20 protein-coding genes are annotated in these 25424 nt (G+C 41.3%); 5 read left to right on the forward strand and 15 right to left on the reverse strand.

Annotated elements, in window-relative coordinates; translation table 11 throughout:
• Positions 1 to 41: 41 nt before the first annotated feature.
• Both RBATCC27255_RS06580 and RBATCC27255_RS06585 read right to left on the reverse strand, forming a co-directional pair.
• Positions 42 to 1283: a BaiN/RdsA family NAD(P)/FAD-dependent oxidoreductase gene (locus RBATCC27255_RS06580; protein WP_101029271.1), complete on the reverse strand. Its 1242-nt coding sequence runs from the start codon at positions 1281 to 1283 to the stop codon at positions 42 to 44.
• Positions 1270 to 2166 (reverse strand): MurR/RpiR family transcriptional regulator, encoded by an 897-nt coding sequence (locus RBATCC27255_RS06585; protein ID WP_101029272.1) that lies wholly within the window; start codon positions 2164 to 2166, stop codon positions 1270 to 1272. Before RBATCC27255_RS06585 ends, RBATCC27255_RS06580 begins: the two co-directional genes overlap by 14 nt.
• 211 nt (positions 2167 to 2377) lie before the next feature.
• On the opposite strand from RBATCC27255_RS06585, the gene hisH reads away from it, so the two are divergent.
• Both hisH and hisF read left to right on the forward strand, forming a co-directional pair.
• Positions 2378 to 3001 carry an imidazole glycerol phosphate synthase subunit HisH gene (hisH, locus tag RBATCC27255_RS06590; RefSeq protein ID WP_101029273.1) on the forward strand — a complete coding sequence of 208 codons (624 nt, stop codon included), beginning with the start codon at positions 2378 to 2380 and terminating at the stop codon, positions 2999 to 3001.
• 2 nt (positions 3002 to 3003) lie between these two features.
• Positions 3004 to 3759 (forward strand): imidazole glycerol phosphate synthase subunit HisF, encoded by a 756-nt coding sequence (gene hisF / locus RBATCC27255_RS06595; protein WP_101029274.1) that lies wholly within the window; start codon positions 3004 to 3006, stop codon positions 3757 to 3759.
• Between the two features lie 110 nt (positions 3760 to 3869).
• Here the strand turns inward: hisF and RBATCC27255_RS06600 are convergent, their stop codons facing one another.
• The 3 genes from RBATCC27255_RS06600 to RBATCC27255_RS06610 all read right to left on the reverse strand — a co-directional run bounded on the left by RBATCC27255_RS06600 (position 3870) and on the right by RBATCC27255_RS06610 (position 9004).
• Positions 3870 to 6077 carry a starch-binding protein gene (locus RBATCC27255_RS06600; protein WP_101029275.1) on the reverse strand — a complete coding sequence of 736 codons (2208 nt, stop codon included), beginning with the start codon at positions 6075 to 6077 and terminating at the stop codon, positions 3870 to 3872.
• Positions 6078 to 6320: 243 nt separating this feature from the next.
• Positions 6321 to 7139, reverse strand: a complete 819-nt coding sequence (locus RBATCC27255_RS06605; protein WP_101029276.1) for an enhanced serine sensitivity protein SseB — start codon at positions 7137 to 7139, stop codon at positions 6321 to 6323.
• A gap of 158 nt (positions 7140 to 7297) precedes the next feature.
• On the reverse strand, positions 7298 to 9004 hold the full coding sequence (locus RBATCC27255_RS06610) for an alpha-amylase family glycosyl hydrolase (protein ID WP_101029277.1): 1707 nt from the start codon (positions 9002 to 9004) through the stop codon (positions 7298 to 7300).
• A gap of 234 nt (positions 9005 to 9238) precedes the next feature.
• On the opposite strand from RBATCC27255_RS06610, the gene RBATCC27255_RS06615 reads away from it, so the two are divergent.
• Positions 9239 to 10303, forward strand: coding sequence for a bifunctional glycosyltransferase family 2/GtrA family protein (locus RBATCC27255_RS06615; protein WP_101029278.1), 1065 nt, complete (start codon positions 9239 to 9241; stop codon positions 10301 to 10303).
• Between the two features lie 112 nt (positions 10304 to 10415).
• Here the strand turns inward: RBATCC27255_RS06615 and RBATCC27255_RS06620 are convergent, their stop codons facing one another.
• The 10 genes from RBATCC27255_RS06620 to RBATCC27255_RS06665 all read right to left on the reverse strand — a co-directional run bounded on the left by RBATCC27255_RS06620 (position 10416) and on the right by RBATCC27255_RS06665 (position 23622).
• Positions 10416 to 11219 (reverse strand): ABC transporter ATP-binding protein, encoded by an 804-nt coding sequence (locus tag RBATCC27255_RS06620; RefSeq protein WP_101029279.1) that lies wholly within the window; start codon positions 11217 to 11219, stop codon positions 10416 to 10418.
• A 2-nt stretch (positions 11220 to 11221) separates the two neighbouring features.
• Positions 11222 to 12187: an ABC transporter permease gene (locus RBATCC27255_RS06625; RefSeq protein ID WP_101029280.1), complete on the reverse strand. Its 966-nt coding sequence runs from the start codon at positions 12185 to 12187 to the stop codon at positions 11222 to 11224.
• A gap of 76 nt (positions 12188 to 12263) precedes the next feature.
• Complete coding sequence (locus RBATCC27255_RS06630; RefSeq protein WP_101029281.1) at positions 12264 to 13268, reverse strand: ABC transporter substrate-binding protein; 1005 nt, start codon at positions 13266 to 13268, stop codon at positions 12264 to 12266.
• A gap of 172 nt (positions 13269 to 13440) precedes the next feature.
• Positions 13441 to 16965: a DNA polymerase III subunit alpha gene (locus tag RBATCC27255_RS06635; RefSeq protein ID WP_101029282.1), complete on the reverse strand. Its 3525-nt coding sequence runs from the start codon at positions 16963 to 16965 to the stop codon at positions 13441 to 13443.
• A 1-nt stretch (position 16966) separates the two neighbouring features.
• The gene (gene xseA / locus RBATCC27255_RS06640) at positions 16967 to 18181 is read right to left on the reverse strand and encodes an exodeoxyribonuclease VII large subunit (RefSeq protein ID WP_101029283.1); all 1215 of its coding nucleotides are present in this window, start codon (positions 18179 to 18181) and stop codon (positions 16967 to 16969) included.
• Positions 18162 to 19112 (reverse strand): tRNA (adenosine(37)-N6)-threonylcarbamoyltransferase complex transferase subunit TsaD, encoded by a 951-nt coding sequence (locus tag RBATCC27255_RS06645; RefSeq protein ID WP_101029284.1) that lies wholly within the window; start codon positions 19110 to 19112, stop codon positions 18162 to 18164. Before RBATCC27255_RS06645 ends, xseA begins: the two co-directional genes overlap by 20 nt.
• A 1-nt stretch (position 19113) precedes the next feature.
• The gene (nusB, locus tag RBATCC27255_RS06650; protein WP_101029285.1) at positions 19114 to 19608 is read right to left on the reverse strand and encodes a transcription antitermination factor NusB; all 495 of its coding nucleotides are present in this window, start codon (positions 19606 to 19608) and stop codon (positions 19114 to 19116) included.
• Positions 19609 to 19913: 305 nt separating this feature from the next.
• Positions 19914 to 21782: a LicD family protein gene (locus RBATCC27255_RS06655; RefSeq protein WP_101029286.1), complete on the reverse strand. Its 1869-nt coding sequence runs from the start codon at positions 21780 to 21782 to the stop codon at positions 19914 to 19916.
• A 30-nt stretch (positions 21783 to 21812) separates the two neighbouring features.
• Positions 21813 to 22892 (reverse strand): NAD-dependent epimerase/dehydratase family protein, encoded by a 1080-nt coding sequence (locus tag RBATCC27255_RS06660; protein WP_101029287.1) that lies wholly within the window; start codon positions 22890 to 22892, stop codon positions 21813 to 21815.
• Positions 22882 to 23622 (reverse strand): IspD/TarI family cytidylyltransferase, encoded by a 741-nt coding sequence (locus RBATCC27255_RS06665; protein ID WP_101029288.1) that lies wholly within the window; start codon positions 23620 to 23622, stop codon positions 22882 to 22884. Before RBATCC27255_RS06665 ends, RBATCC27255_RS06660 begins: the two co-directional genes overlap by 11 nt.
• A gap of 233 nt (positions 23623 to 23855) precedes the next feature.
• Between RBATCC27255_RS06665 and RBATCC27255_RS06670 the strand changes: the two genes are divergently transcribed.
• A complete protein-coding gene (locus RBATCC27255_RS06670) occupies positions 23856 to 24911 on the forward strand; it encodes a CPBP family intramembrane glutamic endopeptidase (protein WP_101029289.1) in 1056 nt (351 codons plus the stop codon).
• Complete coding sequence (locus RBATCC27255_RS06675; RefSeq protein WP_101029290.1) at positions 24904 to 25362, forward strand: nucleoside deaminase; 459 nt, start codon at positions 24904 to 24906, stop codon at positions 25360 to 25362. The genes RBATCC27255_RS06670 and RBATCC27255_RS06675 overlap by 8 nt, the downstream gene beginning before the upstream one ends.
• Positions 25363 to 25424 lie beyond the last annotated feature (62 nt).

The raw sequence follows: 25424 nt of genomic DNA on the forward strand, positions 1-25424 counted from the left end.
AAATTACATCCTTTCAATCAAAATTATTATGTATAATCAAATCAGATATATGCACTGTTTTCTCCTGCAAGCCGTCCGGTACTCCATGCAATTTGGAGGTTAAAACCGCCTGTGTAGGCATCGCAGTCAATTACTTCGCCTGCAAAATACAGACCGCTTACAAGCTTGCTTTCCATGGTTTTCGGGTTGATTTCGGAAGTTTTTACACCGCCTGAGGTTATGATTGCCTCCTCAATCGGTCTGAAACCGCTGATTTCAACCGTAAAGCATTTTAGAATTTCACAAAGAGCGTGCCGCTCCTCCTTTGTAATTGAATTACACTTTTTGTCAAAGGGAACTCCCCAGCGTTTGAGAACGGGAACTATGATTTTTCTCGGCAAAAGCTTTGAAAATGCGTTTGAAACATCACGGTTTGAATTTTCTTTAAAATCATTTTGAATACGCCTGTCGAGATGTTCAAAATCAAGTGCCGGCTTGAGGTCAATTTCCGCAATGTAGCGGTCGGGCTGAATAACGCGGAGGTGTGAGCTTGCCGACAAAATCATCGGACCGCTCATTCCGAAATGTGTAAACAGCATTTCTCCAAAGTCGCTGTAAACAGTTTTTTTACTGTTCTTATCAACTATTCTGAGCGCAACATTTTTAAGTGCAAGCCCCTGCATATCCTTGCATTGTTTATCGTTGGAAGTAAACGGTACAAGGGACGGTTTTAACGGAACAATTGTGTGTCCTGCCTGTTTTGCAAGTGTATATCCGTCACCTGTCGAGCCTGTGAGCGGATAACTTTTTCCGCCGCAGCAGATAATTACGCTGTCGGCATAGTAGGTGTTTTCTTCGCATTTAACGCCTATAACTGCACCGTCCTCAAGGATAAGGGAATTTGCTGTGTCGCACACTATTTTACAGCCGGATTCAACGGCATAATTATGCATTGTATCAACAACATCTACAGATCTGTCGGATGCCGGAAACACACGGTTTCCTCTTTCGGTCTTTGTTTTAAGTCCTTTGGATTCAAAAAATTCGATTGTATCCTCGGGAGTAAATGCGTTGATTGCCGAGTAGAGGAATCTTCCGTTTACGGGAACATTATTGATAAAAGTCTGTACATCGCAGTTGTTGGCAAGGTTACATCTTCCCTTGCCCGTTATCATAATTTTTCTGCCGACACGCTTGTTCTTTTCGATTATCGTAACTGACGCACCGTAGAGTGCCGCAGTTGCACCGGCCATAAGACCTGCCGCACCTGCCCCGATTACCACAACTTTTTTACTTGTCATCATCTTCTATATTACCCACTATCTCCATTTCACGGTTGGTATAAACTCCGTCACGGTTCCACACAAGCTCAAGTCTGCGGAATGTGTCGGAAACCTCATCCTTCTTTTTAAGCACGGTTGCAACGATGAGAGCGTTGATAAGACTTAACGGCGCAACGAGTGAATCGACAATTGAAGCCATATCGCTTCTTGCAATAAGTACTGAATCGGCACTTTGAACAAGCGGAGAAACCATACTGTCGGTAATTGCAATTGCGTGAGCACCTCTTGAACGGGCAAAATCCATTGCCTCAACCGACATTGAACTGTAACGTGGAAATGAAATACCAATCATAACATCTTTGTCGGTGATTCTGAAAATCTGTTCAAAGGTTTCGGTTTGACTGCCGCTCGTTATAACACGCACATTGTCAAAAATCATTTCAAAATAATATGCAAGGAAATTTGCGATTGCGGCTGTTGAACGCACACCGAATATGTAAATACGCTCTGCCTTGCAGATTTCGTCAACTGCACGGGCAAAATCTTCATGGGAAGTTTCTTCAATGGTTCTGCGGATTTTGTCGATATCCTGATTAAGAACGCTGTCAAGCACATTGTCATTGCCGATACGGTTTGAGGTAACTTCGATTCGCTGAACAGATGTGAGCTTGTTGCGAATCATCTCCTGCATTGCTTTTTGAAGCTTAGGGTAGCCGTCATAGCCGAGCTCGGTGGCAAACCGTACAACAGTACTTTCGCTGACTCCGACAGTTTCGCCGAGCTTTGATGCGGTCATAAATGCCGCCTTATCGTAATGCTCTTCGATAAAAAGAGCAATTCGTTTTTGTCCCTTTGAGAGGGAATTCATCATTAAATCTATTCTTGTAAGCAAATGAGTAATCATTTTTCTCAATATCTCCCATTTTAAATAGTGAAAACAGATACACTGTCTTAACCAATTCATTTTAGCACAAGAACTTGCAATTTACAATAAGATATAAATTAAATTATTGTAAATTTTACGGAATTATGAAATATGCGTCGGTTTATGTTGCAATAATAAAGGTTGTATGGTAAAATTGTTTAACAGAAAGCAAATGACGGAGTTGATAAAAATGATATCGGTTATTGATTACGGCGCAGGCAACATTCGCAGTGTTTACAAGGCGTTAAAGCACATCGGCTGCGACTGCGTGATTACAAGAGATAAAAACGAAATTTTAAATGCAGACGGTGCTGTTTTGCCGGGTGTCGGTTCGTTTGGCGATACAATGGATACAATGAAGTCCTATGGCATTAAAGACACTGTTATTGAGTACATAAACAGCGGGAAACCGTTTTTAGGCATTTGTCTTGGACTTCAGCTCCTCTTTCCTGAAAGTGAAGAGAGTCCGAATGTAAAAGGTCTTTCGGTTTTTGACGGTACAATCACAAAGATTCCGTCAGGCGAAGGCTTAAAGATTCCGCACATCGGTTGGAACAGCCTTAAAATCAATGAAAAGAGCAGACTTTTCAAAGGCATCGAACAGAATGCATATGTTTATTTTGTTCACTCATATTTTTTGAACGCAAGCGACAGGAGCATTGTTTCGGCTCAGACAGAATACGGTGTTACAATTGATGCCGCTGTTGAAAAAGGCAATGTTTTTGCAACTCAGTTTCATCCGGAAAAAAGCGGTGAAACCGGACTTAAAATTCTCAGAAATTTTGCCGACATTGTAAAAGGCAGGGAGGAATAATTATGTACGCAAAAAGAATAATCCCCTGCCTTGATGTAAAAAACGGCAGAGTTGTTAAAGGTATGAGTTTTGTAAATCTTGTTGACGCAGGCGATCCCGTTGAATCTGCAATGCAGTATGACAAACAGGGTGCTGACGAGCTTGTATTTCTCGACATTACCGCGTCAAGCGATTCAAGAAACATCACCATTGACATGGTTGAAAAGGTTGCAAATTCAATCTTCATTCCGTTCACAGTCGGCGGCGGTATCAGAAGCGTTGACGATTTTAATGTTCTGCTCAGAGCCGGCGCAGACAAGGTGTCCGTAAATTCAGCCGCTGTTCATCGTCCCGAGCTCATCAGCGAGGCGGCTTATAAATTCGGCAGTCAGTGCGTTGTTGCCGCTATAGATGCCAAGAGAAGCGGAAACAGCTGGGAAGTTTATGTGAACGGCGGAAGAACTCCTGTAGGTATGGATGCAATCGAATGGGCTGCTAAGTGTGAAGAACTCGGTGCAGGCGAAATTTTGCTCACAAGTATGGACGAGGACGGTCAGAAAAAAGGCTATGACATTGCACTTACAAGGGCAGTTTCAGAAAAGGTGAACATTCCTGTTATTGCAAGCGGCGGTGCGGGCGCTCTTGAGCATTTTTATGATGCGTTTACCGAGGGCAAGGCTGACGCAGTTCTTGCGGCATCTCTCTTCCACTTTGGCGAAATTCCGATCCCCAAGCTAAAAAAATATCTCAACGAAAAAGGAATTTCGGTCAGACTTTAATAAAGCAAACAAAGTTTATGGTTGTGCGAATGCACAGCCATTTTTGTTGCATAAAAAGGCGGTCATACTGCTAAGTACAACCGCCAAATGTTAATTAGATTGTTTAATTATTAAACAAGAAGTCCGGAAACTATTTTCTGAATCAAAGTTGAATCAACAACATTAGCCTCTCCGTCACCATTTATATCAGCAACCTTAAGTGTTTCGCTGTCAAATTCTACAAGGCTTACAACATACTTCTGTACAAGTGTTGCGTCAACAACAGTTACTCTGCCGTCACGGTTAACATCGCCCTTGAGAGTTTCATCGGGCGAAGAAGAACCTACAACAAATGTTTTTGTTGACTCTGCTTTGTTGCCGTTTGCATCAACTGCAACCACACCGATTGAATATGTGCCGTCGGCTGTCGGAATCCATACATATGAATCTGCTGTTGAGCTTTGAACGGTTTCGCCGTTCACCGTAAATGTGTAAGTAACATCTCCTGTTGCATGATAGCTTTCTGCGGAAAGTGTGATAGGTGTGCCTGCATTCTGTCCAGAATTGAGGTTTGCGCCAAAGTTCACTTCAAGCGGAGCTTCGTTTATTTCTGTGTCGGGAAGAAGTGCGCCGATTCTTGCAAGCGGAACTGTGATGTTGTCGATATCCTCTTTCTCGTGTGAGGTTGAAGGATCGTAGCTGTACTCAAGATTTGCCTGATCAAGCATTGACGGATCATGCGGAAGTGTGTCCATGCCCGATGTGCCGTATGTGAGAATCTGCATTGCACCGATACCCTGTGTTTCAATGTAGCTGCGGTCAATACCTAAAGTATTGAGCGGAACTGCAATTTCGTAAACATAGCCGTATGAGTTCTTGTAACCTTCATCGAAGAAGTCAACCCAGTTTGAGTTCATATCGAGGTTATCGCCCATTACTCTTGAACCCTTTGGAGCGTTGATACCGAAGATGGAAGTGCTTTTTGTGCCGTTAGCGTATTTGATTTTAAATCCGTTTTTATTGTCCTGAGCCTGAAAGCTTGTTACACCGATTGGAATTCTTGTATCATAGTTGAACATATATGTTCCGTCTGTGTCTTGAGTATCTGCCTTAAAGATTGAAGCACCGCCGTTTGAGTTGTTGGAGTCAAAGGCAACAAGTGTGTCTATATGAGTTGTAAAGCCTGTGCCTCCGTCTTTTGCAGTGCCGTTTGTGCAACCCCATGCGAACGGATTGGTATACACAGAACCGTCCTTGTTTGTACCTACTGCCTTGCCTGTTGCCTGCTTTGCAGGGTCAATTGACAAAGCAAGATACATAGGAATACTGTTTCTCCAAGGACGGGCTTCATTTGATGCGGCAAAGTTGTCCTCGGGAGAAGTTATGTATGTTGTGTTAGCCATTTCAAGCAGGAAATAAAGATTATCGTCGTCCCATGCACTGTAGAGAGCATAAGCATCCCACGGCTGTTCATGCATTGAAGAAGGCATATAAACTCGGGGATCATCGTTTGCAACACCCTGAGCAATAATCATTGAGCTGTCCCAGTCGCTTAAATCACCGTCAACAGAGATTGTCTTATGCTTGCCGAGCTGCATTTCAGGGTTTGTGCCGTAATAGCCGCCCTCAGGCTCTGTTGTATGGCCGTCTGATTTAGCGGAGAAAGTTGTCTTTGACGCTGTAAAAGTCTTTTTGAAGGTATATGTCTGCTCCGTTTCAACCCCGTCTGCACCTGTTGCATAGAGTGTAAGCGAAATTCTTGAGTTACCAATTTTACCCTCGCCGACTTTTACCGAATCACCGTTTACAAACTCTTTCTTAGCTGAACCGTCAACTGAGTAATAGCCCTTGTCGGCATTCTTTAACGCAAGCTTTACATCAAGTGATTCTGTTGAAAAAGCCGTATTGTTTGCTGTAAGTGTGTAACCGTAAGCGTGATCATCAGGCTTGCCGTAATCAATCCACTGCTTTTCGGCTGTGAGCATTTTACATTCGCCGGCTTTGAGTGAAAGACCTGCTGCCTCAGGATACTGCTCCTTACCCTTGCCTTTTTCAAGACCGTTGTTGAAGATGATTTTTTCCGATTTAAAAGAAGACGCAAAGCTTGCCTTATAAAGACCGCTGTCCTCTTTTGTCATAAGCTCTCCCGGCCATTCGGCATTTTCCTTTGTGCCGTATGCGTAAACATAAACATCCTTCCATCCGAACTTTGAGTTGTCAAAGTACACCTCTGAGCCTGACGATGTTGCTGCCGAAACGCCACCTGCCGACACAATAAGTGTTGAAAGCACCATAAGTGCGGCAAGAACAATGCTCGTGAATTTTCTTGTCCTTTTCATTTTATTGATTCCTCCTTATTTTTAATCATTGGCAATATGATTGCTTTTATTATAGCATTTTGCACTTGTTTTTTCAATTCATTATCACATTTTTGTTTCTTTGTACAAGTTATTGTGCAAAGTTTTGTAGGCTTAATTAAACAAAGTTTATTTTGACTATATCACAACATATTTTGACCATAAAAATCCGCTGACAGTTTATGTCAGCGGATTTAATGTTTTTCAAAAACAATATTTGAATAATCAGTTTTCTTTCCTGTAGAAAGGTTCAACACCCTTTACTGCATTTTTTGCAAAATCCATTGAATACGGCATCATTGAAAGCTGGATTTCATCGTCAAGGAACGGATTTGCAACCTTGCTGATTGCATCGAATGTGCTTTCCATATCACCGAAGAAATCAACCACAATGAAATAGCTCTTCTGACCGTTCTGCTCAATCAAGCGAAGATATGCAGCATTTACGGTCGGCTCTGTGCTGAAGTGATTTATCAGGGCAGCCATAAGATCAATAGGATATTCTTTTGGCTCTCCGAGGCTTATCGGCGCACCGGGTTCAATAGTCTGCTTTTTAAGATTCATATAATCCTTCTGCTGTTTAAAGGAATGAACCATCTGTTTAGGGAATGTTACGCTTTTGCCGAAAGGATTGATTACAAAGCCTACTACATCAGCCTGCGGGTCCATTACCATCTGTGCTATACTGTCAAAGTCAGTAACAACCTTCTGTGACTCCTGGGTGTCCTTCCACTTGAAAAGCTCATCGGTATCTGTGAATACGCCAAAGAATTTTTCTTTGTTGCCGTTTTCAAGAAGTCTGAACTGAACCTGAGTTGACTGCTGCATAACAGTCTGACCGTTGGTTGTTTTAGCCTCTGTCTTTGGTGTTACCTTTGCGGGGAGAATGAATTTTGCTTTCATAACCTCATCAATCATCTTATTGATATTTTCGGTTGTGTTGTCCTCCTGCATCTTTTCAATTGCGGCAACGAGATCGGGATTCTTAATCTGCTCTGCCGGCACTTTGCTTCCTTCCATTTTTGCGCCTTTAAGTTTGCTCATGCTTTGTTACCTCCGTTATTCTTATGTATAATTTTTGTCCGGCACCACGGCAATGGTCTGATTCCGATAACATTGCCGGATGTCGGATGCGTCACCGTCACTGAAAATATTATACGGTGAAGTAAAATTTTTATTGTGATGAAAAACTGTAAATTTCATTATATATAGGTAAATTCAAGTCTTTCGTAAGTTTTGACGCCTTCGGCATTTTCTGCACGAAGCTCAAGCTTTGAAACATCGCTGTCCCCGTGCTTGATTGTTACTTTGTCGCCGTCTTTGTACGAAACAGCCTTTCCTCCGTCAAGAGAATATGTTGCGTTGTCGGTGTTTGAACAGGTGAGAGTTACCTCGTATGTGTCATCACTGTAGGTAAATTCTGTTTTTGAGTCAACACCCACGCTTGCAGGTCTTGCATATTCAGTGTATCCCTCATTATAAAGAACTACAACTGAATTTTCAGGAATATCGGTATCACAGGTAATTTTACCGTTTTTAACCTTATATTCGGTCTTACGGTCAACACGGTCAACATATGTTCCGTCAGCAAGATTTGTTTCAAAATCAACCTTGAGAGCATCATTTGTGTTGACGATGACAGCTCCCTTTGTACCTCTTTCAATCATAAGTGCGGTTGAGTCAAGGTTAGGATTGACAAGGTTTTCATCTTCGCCCTTCATTGCAGTTCTGAAGAAGTTCACCGCAGAAACACGGTTGTCCTTGTACATATCGTCGCCCTGTGTGCCGATTCGGTTCATACCCCATGAATTGTCAATTGAGCTGTTGTACGGACGGTCAAAGAAGAGCGGTGTTCCGTCTTTTCTTGCCGTGATTATTGCCCAGCCGAGGATAACCTGTTCGCTGTCGATATTATTGTATGTACAGTCGTTGATGTAGTTATCATGGGATTCAACCCATGTTACAATATTCGGGTCTGCATTGCCAATCCAATAATCAGACACAACTGCCGTGTCGATATTGCCGCCTGCAATTCCCGAACGGATTTTACCGCCGTAGGTGCTTGATGTGGTTCTGCCGATTTCTTTGATATAATCTGCAAGTCTGTCATTGTCGCCCTGAAGCACTTCACCGTAGATAAAAAGATTTTCTGCATTATCAACTTCTTTGGTTGCTTTTTCCCAGAAGTTGTTTTTAAAGCCGTCATCTTCCTTTGGGTCATCGGAAAGTCCGATATGCTTTGCAGTGTCATATCTAAAACCGTCAGCACCGCAGGCAATACAATCGTTAATGTAATTAAAGAAATACTTTTGGAACGAAGGTCTTTCCGTGTTGATGTCGGGAAGTCCTCCCATCTCATGAGTGGTGCAGGCAAGTCTGTCGCCGAAATCATTAAGGGGCGTTCTGCCCTCCTTGTGATAAAGGGTTTCAAGACTTCCGCCGCCTGCCTTGATAAGGTCTTCACTGACCTCATCGGTTGATGGCGTAGTGTGGTTTGCAATTACATCGACAATTACCTTTATGCCGTACTTGTGAGCTTCATCGCACATTGCCTTAAATTCATCACGTGTACCGAGCTGATAGTTGCCGATTTTGAAATCAGTAGGTTGATAGTGGTAATACCATTTTCCGTCACCGTAAAGATCCATACCGCCGTTTTCGCCCTCAAGGCACTCGTTAATCGGAGATGTCTGCACAGCCGAATAGCCTGCTGCGGCAATATCCCCCATTGACTCCTTTATTGTGTTGAAGTTCCAGCAAAAAGCTTGAAGAATTGCACCGTCAGCCACCTTGTCAGCTGTTTTGTAGTCAATTGACACCGGTTGAGATTGCGAGCAGCCGGTACCGGATACTGCAACGGCAGTAACCATAAGAGCCGAAAGAATCCCTGCTGATAATTTTTTAAACATAATTCACCGTCTTTCTGTTTTTTAATCTGCTCAATACAGTATAACATAAATGATATGATTTTCAAATAGTTTTTGGCATTTTTGCCATATTTTTTTATTAAAACGCCAATAATGACACAAACTATATTTTTGAACAAAAAATTGTTACGATGTTTACTATAGAAAAAAATTGAATATTGTCACAAAAGAAAAATTGTTGTATACTAAAAGCATAAAAGAGAAAGGAACAACCGTATGAGTCACGCAGTAATTATTCCTATTTATTGTGAAAATAAGAATACAATCAACCTTTGCAATGATCTTCAGGAGCTTGGTGCCGAACATATTGTTGTTGTCAATGACGGTCTTGACTCTAACTCGGAATATTTTAACGAACTGACAAGCATCGGCTGTCATCTTGTTCACCTAAAAAATAATAAAGGCAAGGGTGCAAGCCTTAAAGCAGGAATACGGTATGCCCACGACAACCTTTATAACATTACAGGTTATATTACCTGTGACGCCGACGGTCAGCACACTGCAAATGATGTTATGAAAATCAGCCGTATGCTTGACCTTAGAAACGGCTGTCTTATTCTTGGAAAAAGAGATTATAAAAAATCCAAAATGCCGCTTAACATACGGATAGGCAACCGCCTTTCTTCTGCATATTTTAAGGTTATAACAGGCAAAAGCTGCAGCGATACTCAAACAGGACTGCGAGGCATTCCCGCATTTTTGTACGACACGGTTATGAAAACAAAAGGAAACCGCTTTGACTTTGAGATGAATTTCCTCACAAAATGTGCGGATATGAGAGTTCCGTTTTACTTTGTAAACATAGTTGCCGATTGCACAAACTGCAGCAGTAATTTTCGTCTTGTTAAGGACACCTATCTTATATACAGAACTCCGCTGAGATTTGCAACGGCGTCAATCGGCTGTACGATAGTCGACCTTGTTTTGTTCACGGTTTTTGCGTATATTCTGCCGTCACATATGTTCTTTAACATTATGCTTGCAACTCTTATGGCACGAGTCGTTTCCGGAGGAATAAATTTTCTTATCAACAGAAAGGTTATTTTCGGCAATACGGATAACGGTACAAAACAGGCACTCAGGTTTTTCATTTTGTTTTTCTGCATAATGTGTGCGAGTTCGCTTATTGTATCTGCACTTTGGTTCTTACCGGTCCCTGTAACTCTTACAAAAGCTATTGTTGACCTGTTGCTTTGGACAGTCAACTACAAAATGCAGAGAATATGGGTTTTTAAAGATGATAAAAGACTTAAGAGAGTGCAGAAAAGAAAACAAAAATAATTGATATTACCAATAGGGGCTGTAGAAAAACAGCCTAACAAAAACAAGTCAGGCTGTGAAGAACGAAGTATTAAGCTTCATTTCTTCACAGCCTCATTATTTCATATTAAGTTTATTTATCCTTACTTAAAAGCATACGGTCATTTTCGATCTTTGAACCGCTTGCCTTCTCAAACATTTCGAGGAGGTGTTCAACCGTAAGATTTTTCTTTTCTTCACCTGAGATATTGAGGATAATTTTGCCGTCACTCATCATAATAAGACGGTTGCCGTGAGTAATTGCGTCATGCATATTATGAGTTACCATAAGTGCCGTAAGGTTGTTTTCGGCAATGATTTTGTCGGAAAGCTCAAGCACCTTAGCGGCTGTTTTCGGGTCAAGAGCGGCTGTATGTTCGTCAAGCAGAAGAAGTTTCGGCTTTTTGATTGTTGCCATAAGAAGTGTTATTGCCTGACGCTGACCGCCCGAGAGAAGTCCTACTTTTGATGACATTCTGTCCTCAAGTCCGAGGTCAAACTCTGCAAGCATCTGACGGTAACGGAATCTTTCGTCAGCCTTTACGCCCCACGAAAGTCCTCGTTTTTTGCCTCGTCTTGCGGCAATTGCGAGGTTTTCTATAATTTCCATATCGGCTACCGTGCCTGTCATCGGGTCCTGAAATACTCTGCCGAGGTACGGCGCTCTTTTATGCTCGGGCAATGCGGAAATATCCTTGCCGTCAATAAGAATCTGACCGCAGTCAACAGGCCACACGCCCGCAATTGCGTTGAGAGTTGTTGACTTGCCTGCGCCGTTGCCGCCGATTACCGTACAAAAATCGCCGTCATTGAGGGTGAGATTAACTCCGCAGAGTGCCTGTTTTTCGTTTACTGTGCCTTTATTAAAGGTTTTCCATACATTCTTAATTTCAAGCATTCTTAACCCTCCTTCTGTGCGTTTTTAGCATTCATTTTTGCAACCTTTTTAAATGAAGTCTTTCTCTTTTTCTGGAGATACGGAACTGCAAGGAAGATTGCAACGATAATTGCCGTAAATAGCTTTGTATCGTCTGTCGGCATCTTGAGCCAGAGTACAATGCCCATTGCGATATAATAGAGAATACCGCCGACAATTACAAAGAGCATTCTTATGATGAAATTCATGTGCTTGCGGAAAATTGCCTCACCGAGAACTTCGCCGATGATTACAGCCGCAAGACCGATTACGATTGCACCTCTGCCCATATTGATATCAGCAAAGCCCTGATACTGAGCAAAAAGTGAACCCGAAAGTGCAACAAGTCCGTTTGAAAGTGCAAGAGCAATTACCTTTGTAAAATTGATGTTAATGCCCTGTGCCTTGCTCATTGCAGGGTTTGAACCTGTTGAACGGATTGTTGAGCCCTGTTCTGTGCCGAAATACCAATACATTGCGGCAACTACAACAGCACAAATTCCAAGACCTACGAGAATTGCCATATTTATATTACTTGCAGAAACAACAAGCGTATAGTTTCTGTAGCTGATTGGGAGGTTTGATTTTCCCATAATATTCAGGTTAATTGAATAAAGAGCAATCTGTGTGAGGATACCTGCGAGAATGTCGGGAATTCCGAGAAGCGTGTGAAGAAGTCCCGTTACAAGACCTGCCGCAAGACCTGCAAGGATTGCTACGATGATTGTTGCCCAAACAGGACAGCCGTTGATGAGCATAACTGCGGTTACCGCACCGCCTGTTGCAAATGAACCGTCAACGCTGAGGTCGGCAAAGTTCAACAGCTTAAAGGTGAGAAATACACCGAGTCCCATGAGTCCCCAGATTATACCCTGAGCGATATTACCCGGAAGTGCGGATAAAAAGCTCATAGGATTAAGAGAACTGAAGTAGTTTGCTAAAAAATCCATAAAAACCACCTATACATAAAATATCGGGGTGTCGCTTTCACGGCACCCCTGCCAATATTATTTTTCCGAATATGAATTATTCTGCTTTGATTTCAGTGTAACCGTCGGGAACCTTGATTCCGTATGTGTCACAACGGTCTTTGATATATTCTTTTGTTACATTCGGAGCGGCCTCAACCTTCATCTTTGTGATATCCTCGCCCTTTACAAGAATGTTGTAAGCCATTTCGCCTGTTTTTCTACCGAGTTCGTCATAACTGATTGAAAGTGTTGCAACACCGCAGCCCTTACAGATGCCCTCTTCGCCGGCAACAATAGGAGTTTTTGCAGCTGTGGCTACATTGTCGATGATGCCTGTGTTAGATGCTGCTGTGTTATCTGTCGGGATGTAAAGAACATCGCTCTCGTCACAGGCAGTCTTTGCAACTGCGGCAACATCGTTTGAATCTGCAAATGAATATGATTTTACAGTATAGCCTGCATCCTTGAAATAAGGAGTGATTGTATCGCTCTGATACTTTGAGTTAGCCTCAGCCGAGCAGTAGAGAATTCCGACATTCTTTGCGTTGGGGAAAAGCTCCTTGAGCATAGCTGCCTGCTGGTCAAGCGGAGCAAGGTCTGTTGTACCCGAAACATTCATACCCGAAACTCCGTTCCAATCAGACTTGTCGAGTGCTGTGCCATAGTCTGTGATTGAAGTACCGAGGATTGGAATATTCGGTGTTGCTGTGTATGCTGCCTGAAGTGCGGCAGTACCGTTGCCGAGAATAAGGTCATAATTTGAAGAAACAAACTGGTTGCAGATTGTAGCACAGGTTGCGGAATCGCCCTGAGCGTTCTGCTCGTCAAACTTTACATTATCTGCACCGAGCTTCTCTGTGAGATAATCCTTAAAGCCTTTTGTTGCGGCGTCAAGAGCCTCGTGCTGAACAAGCTGACAGATACCGATGTTGTAAACCTTACCGTCCGTGCTTGAATTATCTGCCTTTGAGCTTTCTGCAGAACCGCCGCATCCTGCAAATGCGAGTGACATAGAAGCCGCCGCAAGAGCAACTGCGGCAATCTTTTTAGCTTTTTTCATTTTAATTTCCTCCTAAGCTTTCAGCACTTTTGTGCTGTAAAGCATCATATACTTCTGCACTTTTATGCAATAAAGTGCTTTGACAACATAAATTATAATACATAAAAACGATTTTTTCAATAGCATTTACTGATTTTTATTACAAATCACAGAATTAGAAGTTAGTTTTTATTCATTTTGCTACCACATTCTCATCACCAAGCTGGTATTTTAGTTCTTTAATCATAACAGGGTTAATATCTACCCACATTGATGAGGGGGCTTTCACCTTTCTTTTGGTGTCTGTAAGATAAAAAATAACAGGTGTTCTGCCGTCAAAAATATCAAGCACGCGCTTTGCACGGTTGTATTTATCGGTATTGAGGTCATCAATACGCAAATACAACGCAGAAGGCTTTTGTGTATCATTTTTCACGGCTTGCATCTGATAATTTTGCGGAAAATGTTCTGTGTTTTTTATTGCAACAGGGTTATTTTTGCAATCCTCGTTTGTACGGGCAGACGCTATGGAATCGCAGATGATTTTCGGCTCTTCGTTTTCTTTTAAATTGACAGTTCCGCGGAACAGCAACGCACCGCCTGTGCCGAGAAGGGCAGAATATTTTTCATAAACATTCGGAAAAATCACAATTTCAACCATACCGTTTCTGTCCTCTGCATTCACAAAAGCCATAAGCTTGTTATTCTTTGTAAGCTGGGTTTTAAGTTTGGACACTATGCACACAAGGCTGACCTTTTTGCCGTCAAAATACACTCCGCTGTCATTGTTGATTATATCGCCCGTTTTGTCGGCATGGATTGCTTTTGAAAAAGTTGTGTAATCGTCAAGAGGATGACCGCTGAGATACATTCCCGCAATCTCGTTTTCCATATACAAAAGTTCGGAAGCAGAAAATTCAGGTAAATCGGGAATCTTCGGTCTTGTTGATTCTTCTGCCGCTTCAGAATCACTAAAAAACGACATCTGACCGTTCATATTGCGCCTGCTCTCATATTCAACATTGTCAAGCGCAGTCTTATAAATTGCAAGAAGCTGTCGGCGATTTGCTCCTAAACCGTCAAATGCTCCGCATTTTATCAGACTTTCAATTGCCCTGCTGTTCATATTGCGACCGTAAAGCCTTTTACAAAAATCAAAAAAGTCTTTGTAGGGCGAATTTATCCGTTCGGCAATTATTTCATCAATAAAATTTCTGCCGAGATTTTTAACGGCAAGAAGTCCGTAACGGATATCGTTTCCGCTGACCGTAAAATGAAGATTGCTTTCGTTCACATTAGGCGGTAATACACGGATTCCGAGCCGTTTACATTCGGTGATATATGACGCAAGCTTGTTTTGATTGTCAAGCACGCTTGAAAGCAGAGCAGCCATATATTCACGGGGGTAGTGACATTTGAGCCATGCAGTTTTGTAGGAAATGTTGGCATATGCCGCCGCATGGGATTTGTTGAAAGCGTAGTGAGCAAAGCTTTCCATTTCATCATAAACGGAAATTGCTGTTTTTTCGTCAACTCCACGGCGAATACATCCTTCAACTATGATATTCCCGTCATTATCCGTAAGACCGTGAATGAATATTTCACGCTCCGACTCCATTACGGCAAGCTTTTTTTTGCTCATTGCTCGGCGAACTATATCTGCTCGTCCGAGACTGTAGCCTGCAAGCGTTCTGAAAATCTGCATAACCTGTTCCTGATAGATTATACAACCGCTTGTAACGCCGAGAATATCCTTTAGAAGCGGATGCTTGTAGCGGATATGTGACGGATTGTGGCGGCAGTCGATATAGGTCGGAATACTGTCCATAGGTCCGGGGCGGTACAGCGCCGTAACTGCTATGAGGTCCTCAATTCGCTCCGGCTTTAGTTGAGTGAGAACATTTTTCATACCCTGACTTTCAAACTGAAACACACCCTCTGTGTGACCTTTTGAAAACATTTCAAAGACTTTTTTATCGTTTTCATCAACCGTATCGGGATTGTATTCGGGATTATTATGCTTTATCTGCTTTTCGGCATCATTGATTACGGTTAAGTTTCTGAGCCCGAGAAAGTCCATTTTTAAAAGACCGAGTTCTTCAAGTGCAGTCATTGTGAACTGTGTCACAACATTATCGTCATTTTTTGACAGCGGAACATAGTCGCTGACAGGCTTGTCGGTGATTACAACACCTGCGGCGTGCATTGTTGCGTGACGGGGCATTCCTTCAATGCTCATTGCAACATCGAGCAGTTTTTTTGTCTGCGGTTCATTTTTATAGCGACTTCTCAGGTCGGAATTAAGTCTTAGAGCATCCTCAATTGTCATATCGTGTTCCATTGGAACGAGTTTAGCAATCGAATCAACTGCCGCATACGGAATTTCAAGCACCCTTCCTACATCTCGGATTGCACCTCTTGCCGCCATTGTGCCGAACGAAATTATCTGTGCAACATGATCTTCGCCGTATTTACGCACAACATAGTTGATAACCTCTCCCCTGCGTTTCTTACAAAAATCGACATCAAAATCCGGCATACTTACTCTTTCGGGGTTTAAAAATCGCTCAAAAAGAAGATTGTACTTTATAGGGTCAATTGCGGTTATACCTATGCAGTAGGCACAAAGCGAGCCTGCACCCGAGCCTCTTCCCGGACCGACGGGGATTCCGCAGGATTTTGCGTAGCTTACAAAGTCATTTACGATAAGGTAGTAATCTACAAAGCCCATTTGCGACACGGTGCTGATTTCATATTCGAGTCGGTCAATCAGAGCCTTGTCGGGATTTTCACCATAGTGTTTATAAAGCCCCTCATAGCATTTTCTTCTGAAATAATGCAGATGGTCTTCATTATTGGGGACATCAAATCTCGGAAGCTTGCGCACGCCAAATTCAAAATCTACATTGCACATATCGGCAATTTTCTGTGTATTGTCGATTGCTTCGGGGTAATTTGCAAATACCTCACGCATTTCATCCTCTGTTTTAAGATAAAATTCGGATGTTTTGAACTCCATTCTGTCGCTGTCATTGACTGTTCTGTTGGTCTGAATACATAGAAGAATACTGTGAACTGTGCTGTCCTGCTTTTCAATATAGTGGCAATCGTTTGTTGCAACAATATCAACACCGATTTCACGGGCTATTTTTACAAGGCTTGGAATTATTCTCTTCTGTTCCTCAATTCCGTGGTCTTGAAGCTCTATAAAAAAGTTCTCTTTTCCGAACATATCACGGTAATATTCAGCCTTTGACTTTGCACCGGCATAATCACCGTCAAGGAGCTTTTGCGGAATTTCACCTGCCAGACAGGCAGAGAGACAGACTAAGCCCTCGTGATACTCGGCAAGGAGTTCATCGTCAATTCTAGGTTTTGTGTAGAATCCCTCGGTAAAGCCTTTTGACACAAGCTTGATAAGGTTCTGATAGCCTGTATGATTTTTGCAGAGCAAAACCATATGATAGTATTTTCCGTAGGATGAAGTCTTGTCAAAGCGGCTTTGCGGTGCAACATACACTTCACAGCCGATTATCGGCTTTATACCCTGCTTTTTGCATTCCTTATAAAAATCGACCGCACCGTACATTACACCGTGGTCGGTGATTGCGAGTGCAGTCATTCCCTTTTCTTTTGCAGCTTTTACAAGTCTGCTCAGGCGGCACGCACCGTCGAGAAGACTGTATTCTGTATGAAGATGTAAATGTGTAAATGCCATTTTACTCACCTGTTGCTTTTGCCTTGATTTCACCGTCTGAAAAACGGAGAGTAAATTCATCGCCGCTTTTAAGTGTTTTGGCGGAATTTACCACCCTGCCGTCTTTTTCGGCAATTGAATAACCTCTTGAAAGAATTTTAACGGGGTTGAGTCCTTCAAGTTTTGCGGCTGTCTTTGTGATGTCGGCAGTCTTTTTATTTATTGTTTCCTGAACAAAATGCTGTATTTTCGTTTTGCAAAGTTCAAGAGATTTTTCATATTCAAAAATTCTCTGTTGTGGTGATACAACGGACAGTTTTGTTTTTAATTCTGTAAGAGCATTATATTCCTGCCTTAATTTCAATGTTGCCATTGACGAAACATACTGCTTTTGCGATTTATAGTAATCAACAAGCTCCGCAGTATCGGGAACTGCAAGCTCTGCCGCCGCAGACGGAGTCGGCGCTCTGAGATCGGATACAAAGTCACAGATTGTAAAATCGGTTTCATGACCGACAGCGGAAATTACCGGAATTTTACAGTTGTAGATTGCATAAGCAAGGTTTTCATCATTGAATGCCCACAAATCTTCAATTGAACCGCCGCCCCTGCCGATTATGATAACATCACAGGCGTTGTATTTATCAAGTTTCTGTACAGCGTCAATAAGTTGAGTGGGAGCATTCTCGCCCTGAACAAGTACGGGACACATAATTATGTCGGCAGACGGAAATCTTCTTGAAAGAATGTTACGGATATCCTGAACTGCCGCACCTGTGGGAGAAGTAATTACACCGATTGAATTCGGAAACGGCGGAATTTTCTTCTTATGTTCGGGAGCAAAAAGTCCTTTTTCGGCAAGCGACTTTTTAAGCTGTTCATAAGCGAGAGAAAGCGCACCTATGCCGTCGGGCTGCATATCTTCAATATAAAGCTGATACTGACCTGTGGGTTCATAGACTGCAACTCTGCCACGGCAGATTACTTTCATTCCGTCGGTCGGTCTGAACTTTAAATTACGGGCATTGCCGGCAAACATTACGGCTCTTATAACGGATTTTTCATCTTTGATTGAAAGGTAGATGTGTCCGCTTCTGTAATGGTCGGTAAGGTTTGAAATTTCACCCGTAACAAAGACAAAATTCAGTCTTGCGTCATTTTCAATAATTGACTTTATATAGAAATTCAGTTGCGAAACACTTAAAACTCGTGGTTTGTTAAACTCGGGTGTGTACATCGTTATACTTCCTGTATCCTAAATATGCAATTCCTGCCGAGTTATCTGCCGAAAACTGCGGCGGTGCAAATATTGCATTGTATTTTTCTTCAAAAGAATTTTTGATTATCCGATTTGACATTACTCCGCCTGCAAAGAGTAATGGATGTTTTCCGTATTTTTCAAGCAACCGTTTTGTCATTTCGGACAAGGTCTGCTCAATATATTTAAGGCAAAATGCCGAAACATATTCGGGAGATTTGCCTTCGTCAATCAGTTTTTTGGATAGATTTTCAACTCCGCTGAGGCAACAATCACAACCTTTGAGGGTTGGTTTCACCCTGATTTTTTCTGTATTTTTAAGGGCAAGCTGTTCAAGCTGAGGACCGCACGGAAATTTTAAACCGAGCATAAGCCCTGTGCGGTCAATCGCCTGCCCTGCATTGAGGTCAAGAGTGTGTGCCGCAAGTTCAACGGAAAAGCCTGTGCCGAAGCCCTTGGCAAATACTGCCTCGGTTGTTCCTCCGCTGACATGGAAAGCGATAAACTGCTTATCAAACAAATCTGTTCTCTGCGAGCCAAACAGTGCCGCCGAGATGTGTCCCTCCTGATGCGAAAAGGTGTAGAGAGGGATTTTCATTGCGGAAGATAAAATTTTTGCCGTGTTCTCTCCAACGGTGAAACACGGCATATATGAGCCGTCAACAGGTCTTGGACGGCTTGACGCCGCAATTGCGGCTATTTTGCTTGTGTCAACATCCTTTAAAAGCTCTTCTATAAGCGTGTGAAGCTGTGCTGTGTGGTGAAACACAGCATCGCTCTGACGGAGTCCGAGCTGTCCTTCTTTTACGGGCAGAAGTTTTTTCTGCTGAACCATTTCGCCGATTTCGCTGTCATAAAGAGCGGTTGATGTTGTGTAATTTGAAGTGTCAATTCCGAGAAAAAAGCTCATATCACTTCTCCGACTTTCCCGAAATTTCACGGGAATATGTTCCGAGAATACCGTTTACAAACTTGCTCTCGTCAATTGTGTATTTCTTTGCAAGTTCAACAGCCTCGTTGATTGAAACGCTCTGCGGAACATTGTCAAGATACTTCATTTCATAGACTGCAAGGCGAAGAATTGCAAGTGACGGCTTTGAAATTCTCGAAAGAGTCCAGCCTTTTTTCAGGTGACTTGCAATGATTTCGTCAATCTCTTCGTGCTTGTCCTCAATGCCTGAAACTACTGCCTGAGCATAAGCACAAACACCGCCTACAAACATTTCCGAATTATCGTCTATTGTTTCTTCAAGAGGTTCGTCGTCAAAAGACTTTGAAAACAAAAGCATAAAAGCCTGCTCTCTTGACTCACTTCTTGTGAGATTAACCTCTTCTTCAAAAATGTCACTTGTTTCAGCGTCATTTACTTCAATTTCATTTATTTCGTTGTTCATTTCGTTATTCATAATAAGCCCAACTTTTCGTTAAATTATAATATCACTAAATATAAAATCGGAACAGATTCCGCCCTGCTTGCAGGAAAAGCAAGTAACTCCATAGAATTTTACGGAAGCTTTATATCACGGTGTACTTCTAAAAAGCACATCAGTCATTCCTAGAAAAAACACTATCAATAGGATTATACCATAACCGAAAATGGATGTAAACAATAATTGATAAAGATGTCCGCAACAAATCTTCGCATCATAAATAGCTGCTGTGAGATTTATATAATCGGTTTATGCCATTTTAACGCACGCATTTCAAAATTTTACAAAGTGTCTTTGTAAATATAACCGGCATATTCACCTAGGTCAATCTGCTTGATATCATGACTTACATGTCTTTCGCTGACAGGAATCATCTCCATATAATCACCGTAAAGGTATTTCAGGTACTTATCGTATTCTTTAGGAATGGGCAGTTTTGCATTTTCAAAATCGACCCATATAGCTTCATCAAGCCATTCGGCAGGAAAAGCTCCTCTTGAAACATTTCTTCCCATACTGTCAAAAAGATATTTAGGATTTTTCATATTCTTATGAAGTGAAATAAGCTTGTTCTGAACCTTTTGCAAAAAGCCGAGCGGGAATATCTTTCTCAGAATATTCGCACACAAAGAAGAAAATCTGCTGTTTGCGTTTACCGAGGTGCCTCTCCACTTATCAAGCACAAGCCACCTTGAGCTTGCAGTTGCTTTCATATGAATTTTGCGTAGGAAAGCATTGTTTGAGGTATAATCCTGTGCAAGCACATCAAGAAAAATTCCATTATGGATATTCGGAAATCTTGAAGTAAATTCAGTTGAAAGCAGAGTATTGTTTATTCTCAGCTTTGTAAACGGAAAGTGGCTGTCTTTTTCATTTTCCTGAGTCTGTGCAAAAAGATAATTCGGGAGTTCACTCGGCAATACCGAAAGGAATCTGTCGTAATCTTTTCTCAGCATCATAACATCCGCATCATCGTCCCATGGAATAAAGCCTTTGTGTCGTACAGCACCCAAAAGACTTCCGCCACCGAGAAAATACTTTATATTATGTTTTTTGCATATTCTGTCAACCTCAAGCAAAAAACCGAGAAGAATTTGCTGAATGTCATTTAGCTTGCCGTCATATGAATCGGAAAACATAAACACACTGTTGTCATTCATAATCTCGTGTCCCGAAATAAGAAGTGCGTCTTTGTAATTGACCGCTGATGACCAGCCGAGTTTTTTCAATCTTGTACAGTCAACTGCACAACCGTCTGCGGAACATCCTTCGGAGGTTATGTTTACCTCGCAGTTTTCAAACGCATCAGAAAGTGCAAGTGCAAATTCAGCCGAATTGACTGTCGAATCATCCGAACAAGCGTTGTACGCCTGACACTCTGCCCCATTACAAGCAACAAACAGAACAGCAGAAATCAAGTCGTTGGCACTTATATACGATACCTTGGATGATCTATTTTTAATATTCAGAATTTTGCCGCCAACAGCCGATTTGAGCGTGTTTGCAACAAATTCAGAATTTGAATTTGCAGATATAATCTTACCGCATCTTATGACTTTAATTGAAAAGCCGTACATATGAGCGGCTGAAAAATAAAGATTTTCAACCGATTGAATCAACATTGATTTCAGTGAGTCATAGGAAAAATCAGAATGTGTTTTTTCTTTTTCAGAAATAACAAGTTCTTTTTCAAGTTTTCCGTAAGCCGAAGCATCGGATAAAACAACAAATTCTTTTATTTTCAATACCTTGATAACTGAAATAATATTTTCGGCTCTGCTGATATTACTTTTAAATACATCCGTGCTTTCAACCTTATCAGAAAGCAAGAAGCCTGTTTCGATGAGTATATCTCCGCTTTTATTTATTGAATCAGGCGAGGAGTATTTTACAATTGCGAAATCCGATGAATTGATAAAATCAAACCGTCTGTCATATCTTTCGTAATCCGAAACAAGCAAAAAAACAGCTATGTCCGCTTGCTTTTTTGAATTAACCGTAAGAAGTGACGATACAAGTGAAAAAGCCGGTTCTCCGCCTCCTGCTATAAAAACAGATTTTCCGAATAATTTACGGATATTCAGATTTTTATAACGCAAAGCTGCAAGGGCTCTGTCCTGTTCAAATTGGTTAAGTAACAACTCAGACATAACTGTATTCCTAATTTCTATTGTTAAATTTTAATCTTCTTCAAGAATGCCGACAGCCCTTCTTATTCCTTCTTTAAGGTCAACAAGAGGCTTCCAGCCGAGGGCACGAAGTCTTGAACTGTCAAGAATTTCGGGAGTTTTTGCAAGAGCGGAAGCGTCAATCTCAGGCTCTTTTGCATCCTCGGGATTGGCAAAAGCCAAAGTCATATTTCTCTCAGGAAAAACCTCGCAAGCTGTCTTTGCAAAATTTCTTATTGTTGTATCTGATTTTTCATAAGAAATGTTATACGGTGTAACATTTTCTCCGTTGAGCATAATGTATATGAGAGCGGAAACCGTGTCTGTAACATAGCAGAACGAACGGTTAGCCGCACCGTTGCTCTTGAGAAGAATATTTTCGTGACGGACAACATTTGCAATAAACTGCGCCCAGACACGGTCGTCTGTAAGACTGCTTGCACCGTAAATATAGCTCGGTCTTGCAATCTTTACATTGAGTCCAAACTGTTTGCAATAGCTTGCGGCAAGAGTTTCAGACGCTCTCTTACCCACTGCATAACAATTTTTATAGGAAGTAAAATCAATATAACCGATATCATCTTCGGAAATACTGTTTTTACCATTGTGCAAAGCACCGTAAACTTTAAGGCTTGAAACAACAAGTACAGACTCACTTTTGCTTTCAAAAGCAAAATCGAGAATGTTTGATGTACCGCTGAGATTTGCGTTAATTGTGCCGACCGGGTCGGTTTCAAACTGGATATTACTTGCCTGACTTGCAGCATGAATGACAAAATCCGCTCTTTCACATTCAAGTCTGTTTGTAACATCGGCAACAACAAGCTCAATGTCATCTCTTTCAAGAAGAACACCGAACTTTTTCTCTGCTCTCTCTCTGTTTCTTACTAACGCAAGAACTTTGATATTATTGCTGTAAAGGTCATTTCTCGCAAGAAATGTGAGAACAAGATAATAACCGATAAATCCGCCTGCGCCTGTTATAAGAACAGTTTTGCCGTCAAACCTGTTCCAATCAACATTTGTATTTGTAATTTCTTTAATATCGGAAAAAACTGTCTTTTTTATATTACTCTGAACATTATAATCCATATTTAAGTTCTTCCTTTGCAAACTGCTTGTAGTTTTCATAATAGAACTGTGAACGCAATGTTGTAAGATCTTCAGGTGTAGTTACTTTAATATTGAATCTCTCACCGAGGAAAAGGTGAACCTTTTCGCCGAGTTCAATAAAGAGTTCACTTGAAGAAACAGGGTTTGTAATGCCCCTTTTATATGCTTCTTCGTGCGCCCAAAGAATTTTTTCCATTGTGTAACCCTGCGGAGCCTGAGTGATGTACATTGTGCTTCTCTGATAGCTCTTACCGCAGGTTTCTCCGTCCTCGCTATAAAGAAGTGAATCTATACTCGGGGTAACAGGAACAGCAGTTTTGTATTTCTTTGTATCTTTAATACAGTTAGTGATGAGTTCCTCGCTGAGCATAGGACGAACGCCGTCACAGATGAGAATGATATCCTCAGGATCTTTTGAAAATTCGGCAGTAGCCATCACACCGTTGTGAATAGAATCAAAACCGCTTGCACCGCCAGGAACAACGGTCTTTACCTTAGGGACATTGAAAGCGGCAATAAGCTCATTGAGATAACCGATCCAGTCAGCCTTGCATGCAACAACGATTGCGTCAACCTTTGGATGACGGGCAAAATGCTCCATTGTATGAATAATAATCGGCTTTCCGCCAACCTCGAGAAACTGTTTAGGCATATCGGAATACTTCATTCTTGCACCGATACCGCCGGCGAATAACATAGCTGTAACCATAGTAAGACAATCCTTTCAAAACATAAATAAGATTTTACTTTACAAGCTGTAATAAATATAATATTTTACCGACAGCACAAATACGCAACAAAAAACGCGTCTGCACCTTGATATAACTACTTGTATGATACCACATTGATGTATTTTTTGTCAATAATAATACTTTATGCGGAGGTTTACTCCCTTGAAAATAATATATCTCTATGTTAGAATAGCTTTAAGGGTGTGATAATTTGATAAACAATCAGTTTTCGGGTAATAATATGCCGTTTTACGGCGATAATCTTAATTATAACCGTAATTTCAAAAAAGATATGCAGTATGATAATCTCAAGCAAAAGTCAAGCGGATTGGGCTTCTTCGTATTTGCGTATTCGCTGACAATGACAGCCTGTGCTGTGATTATCGCCGAAGTTTTCAAGAATCTCGGCTCGGCAGGTTTTATTTTATCAAACAACTACGCATTATTAAATTACTTTATTGATATATTCATTTCTGTATTTGCCGTTGTTGTTCCTGCATTTTTCTATATAAAGCTTTCAAGAAACAGTTTGAATGATATTATCAGCACAAAATATGTAAAACAAAAAAGTATGATACCCATTCTGTTCCTCGGAATGGGAGGCGCTATGATTGCAAATGTTGCAACGAGCATTGTAGTTGACAATTTCTCGCTTTTCGGAATTGAAAACACATCTTCGGGACTGTCAAGCGGAGATTCGAGTATTTTGAGTATTGTTTTGAATATTGTTTCAACCGCAATTGTTCCTGCGTTTGCAGAGGAATTTGCATTCAGAGGAATTGTTATGGGTTCTCTGAGAAAATACGGTGACACTGTTGCAATTATCGGTTCTGCTGTTTTATTCGGAGCAATGCATCAGAATATATCACAAATTCCGTTTGCATTCATTTTAGGTCTTATTTTTGCATACATTGACTGCAAGTTCAATTCGATTTTTCCGTCAATTGCAATCCATTTTCTTAATAACCTATATGCTGTTACCATGAGCATTTTAAGAGATGCAGGCATCGTTTCCGATTATGTGACAACAATAATAAGCTACAGCCTGATTATTTTCTTCTGTATTGCAGGATTTGTTTCATACATTGTTCTTGCAAAAAGGAATGAAAATATTTTTAAAATGTCCGATAAGAAAAACGAAATTGTGAGCGAACTTAACTTAAAAGAGAAAATGACTGCGTTTCTTGTAAATCCCGGCATCATACTTTCACTTGTACTTTTTCTATTGACTACAATTACAAATTTAGGTTTGATAAGCAATGGATAAAAACTTATATTATATGCAAAAAGCAATTGAACAGGCTGAAATTGCCGCTGCAGAAAACGAAGTTCCCGTCGGTGCGGTAATTGTCAGAAACGATGAAATAATCTCCGTGGGCAGAAATCGGCGTGAGCAAGAAAAGAACGCTCTTCTTCATGCCGAAACAGACGCAATCTGCAATGCCTGTCAAAAGCTTGGCGGTTGGAGATTGTGGAACTGTGAAATTTATGTAACGCTTGAGCCTTGCCCTATGTGTGCAGGTGCAATAATCAACGCTCATATTCCAAAGGTATATTTCGGTGCATACGACTTAAAAAACGGCGCTTGCGGTACAATTACGAATCTGTTCCAAATGCCGTTCAATTTCAAGCCTGAATCAGTGGGCGGCATTATGCAAGAGGAGTGTTCAAAACTTCTCACCGACTTTTTTAAAAACTTACGCAATAAAAAATCATAGAAAAAAATCCCGCTTTTGTAAGCGGGATTTTTTATTTGCTGTTATAATCAAAGAAACAGGAT

The sequence above is a fragment of the Ruminococcus bromii genome (genome assembly GCF_002834225.1).
Classification (GTDB): domain Bacteria; phylum Bacillota; class Clostridia; order Oscillospirales; family Acutalibacteraceae; genus Ruminococcoides; species Ruminococcoides bromii.

Excerpts from the sequence above, each read along its gene's own strand:
- RBATCC27255_RS06605 (WP_101029276.1), bottom strand. The coding sequence starts at position 7,139 with ATGAGCAAACTTAAAGGCGCAAAAATGGAAGGAAGCAAAGTGCCGGCA.
- RBATCC27255_RS06615 (WP_101029278.1), top strand. The coding sequence starts at position 9,239 with ATGAGTCACGCAGTAATTATTCCTATTTATTGTGAAAATAAGAATACA.
- RBATCC27255_RS06630 (WP_101029281.1), bottom strand. The coding sequence starts at position 13,268 with ATGAAAAAAGCTAAAAAGATTGCCGCAGTTGCTCTTGCGGCGGCTTCT.
- RBATCC27255_RS06665 (WP_101029288.1), bottom strand. The coding sequence starts at position 23,622 with ATGGTTACAGCTATGTTATTCGCCGGCGGTATCGGTGCAAGAATGAAG.
- RBATCC27255_RS06610 (WP_101029277.1), bottom strand. The coding sequence starts at position 9,004 with ATGTTTAAAAAATTATCAGCAGGGATTCTTTCGGCTCTTATGGTTACT.
- RBATCC27255_RS06625 (WP_101029280.1), bottom strand. The coding sequence starts at position 12,187 with ATGGATTTTTTAGCAAACTACTTCAGTTCTCTTAATCCTATGAGCTTT.
- nusB (WP_101029285.1), bottom strand. The coding sequence starts at position 19,608 with ATGAATAACGAAATGAACAACGAAATAAATGAAATTGAAGTAAATGAC.
- xseA (WP_101029283.1), bottom strand. The coding sequence starts at position 18,181 with ATGTACACACCCGAGTTTAACAAACCACGAGTTTTAAGTGTTTCGCAA.
- RBATCC27255_RS06580 (WP_101029271.1), bottom strand. The coding sequence starts at position 1,283 with ATGATGACAAGTAAAAAAGTTGTGGTAATCGGGGCAGGTGCGGCAGGT.
- RBATCC27255_RS06655 (WP_101029286.1), bottom strand. The coding sequence starts at position 21,782 with ATGTCTGAGTTGTTACTTAACCAATTTGAACAGGACAGAGCCCTTGCA.
- RBATCC27255_RS06645 (WP_101029284.1), bottom strand. The coding sequence starts at position 19,112 with ATGAGCTTTTTTCTCGGAATTGACACTTCAAATTACACAACATCAACC.
- RBATCC27255_RS06585 (WP_101029272.1), bottom strand. The coding sequence starts at position 2,166 with ATGATTACTCATTTGCTTACAAGAATAGATTTAATGATGAATTCCCTC.
- RBATCC27255_RS06660 (WP_101029287.1), bottom strand. The coding sequence starts at position 22,892 with ATGGATTATAATGTTCAGAGTAATATAAAAAAGACAGTTTTTTCCGAT.
- RBATCC27255_RS06620 (WP_101029279.1), bottom strand. The coding sequence starts at position 11,219 with ATGCTTGAAATTAAGAATGTATGGAAAACCTTTAATAAAGGCACAGTA.
- hisH (WP_101029273.1), top strand. The coding sequence starts at position 2,378 with ATGATATCGGTTATTGATTACGGCGCAGGCAACATTCGCAGTGTTTAC.
- hisF (WP_101029274.1), top strand. The coding sequence starts at position 3,004 with ATGTACGCAAAAAGAATAATCCCCTGCCTTGATGTAAAAAACGGCAGA.
- RBATCC27255_RS06675 (WP_101029290.1), top strand. The coding sequence starts at position 24,904 with ATGGATAAAAACTTATATTATATGCAAAAAGCAATTGAACAGGCTGAA.
- RBATCC27255_RS06600 (WP_101029275.1), bottom strand. The coding sequence starts at position 6,077 with ATGAAAAGGACAAGAAAATTCACGAGCATTGTTCTTGCCGCACTTATG.
- RBATCC27255_RS06635 (WP_101029282.1), bottom strand. The coding sequence starts at position 16,965 with ATGGCATTTACACATTTACATCTTCATACAGAATACAGTCTTCTCGAC.